The organism is Streptomyces sp. NPDC030245 (assembly GCF_055572995.1).
The window spans coordinates 1-1,280 of record NZ_JBVICF010000034.1; the positions used below are offsets into that span (position 1 = coordinate 1).

General features: G+C 59.1%; 2 protein-coding genes. Both read right to left on the reverse strand.

The annotated features are described in order from the left end of the window. A partial coding sequence (locus tag ACZ4Z4_RS38270) for a hypothetical protein (protein WP_468338518.1) occupies nucleotides 1–542 on the reverse strand: 542 nt, incomplete at its 3' end. A 101-nt stretch (nucleotides 543–643) separates the two neighbouring features. Further along, nucleotides 644–1,280, reverse strand: a 637-nt coding sequence (locus tag ACZ4Z4_RS38275) for a hypothetical protein (RefSeq protein WP_468338521.1), incomplete at its 5' end; no start/stop codon positions are given.

A 1,280-nucleotide genomic window follows, 5' to 3' on the forward strand; every position in this document is an offset into this window, starting at 1 on the left:
TCGATCTCGGCCTCATTAAAGGTCTTTCTCCCCTCCCCTGGCTCCAACATCCTGTCGAAACGGATGTCCCGATCCTGCATGGCGGCAGCCACAGCTTGGCACCGTCCAGCGCTGGCATCTCGATCGGAGCAGTAAGGGACGTGACGCTGGATCAGCGCGAGTTGGTCTTGGTAGAAAGCTCCATGAGTGGCGTCTAGCAGCGTGCGATTTTCAGCAGCAGTTTGCCGGACGCTTCCAACCATCGCGCTTCCAACCGCCTGTACGCTAGCCATTGTTTCTGCCTGGCTGCTCGCAGGGATGCTCTCCTCGGCTGCACTACCGGCACGCTCTTGGGCCTGCAGGTTAGCGTCGACCGCCTGTTTACCCTCAAAGAGCGCCTGCTGAGCAGCGAGCTGCTGTGTCATGACTGCCTGATGGCCATTCACTCCCGACCACCAATCCGGGTAGATATCGCCTGCAAGCACTTCGACAATGTCGCTGGCCCAAGAAGTAAAATCCGAGACCATACTGGCGCCGGCCTGAACGAACGCGGAATAGCCCACGAACCCCCAGGGATCACAGCAATATGCTGCAGACGCTCGGTAGACCGGCAGTGCTGCTATCCCCAGAGCTAAAGCTGTTGCAGCAATCCAGCGCGGCCGCATCACTGCCCCGCCTTCGCCGCGGCGCTTCGAGCCACTTCGAGCTGTGCCGCCGAATCGGACTTCACGTCCATGGCAAGATTGGTCGCGAGCATTGCCTCAACACGCTCCATCTGCTGGAAAGACTGAAGATCCATCCACAGCTTGAAGGCCTGCATCTTGTTCTGCTCGCGCAGCAGGTTTTCGGTAGAGAAGCCAGAAATCATGGTGTACCAGTCAGGCGATTGAAACCGACCGTTGACCAGGGTTTCCATAAGCTCCATCGGAGAGATGTCCGCCTTATTGACCATCGCAGCGGCGCCCAGGCCAGCGACCGGTGTGCGCAGGGCAACAGCCTGGTTCAAGGAGTTTGCGGCGACCGAGGATCTGGCCTGCTCAATATACTGCCCCGCAATGAATGCCTTACCTTGAGCAGTGCCCTCCCAGGCCTTGGGGATGTTCTGAGTGGGGATGGCGTTGACCAATTTCGCGATGAGGGCCTTTACGGCTTCCAGCAGCGAAGGGGTGAGATTGCTATTGCCCAACAAGGTGTCGACGCGGATATCGGCACCCTGCATGGCAGGATCCGAAGGCAGCGAGCATCGACCCTGGGCAGCCTCTTCCGCCGTGCAATACTTCGCCACGTGTTCGTCATAGTGC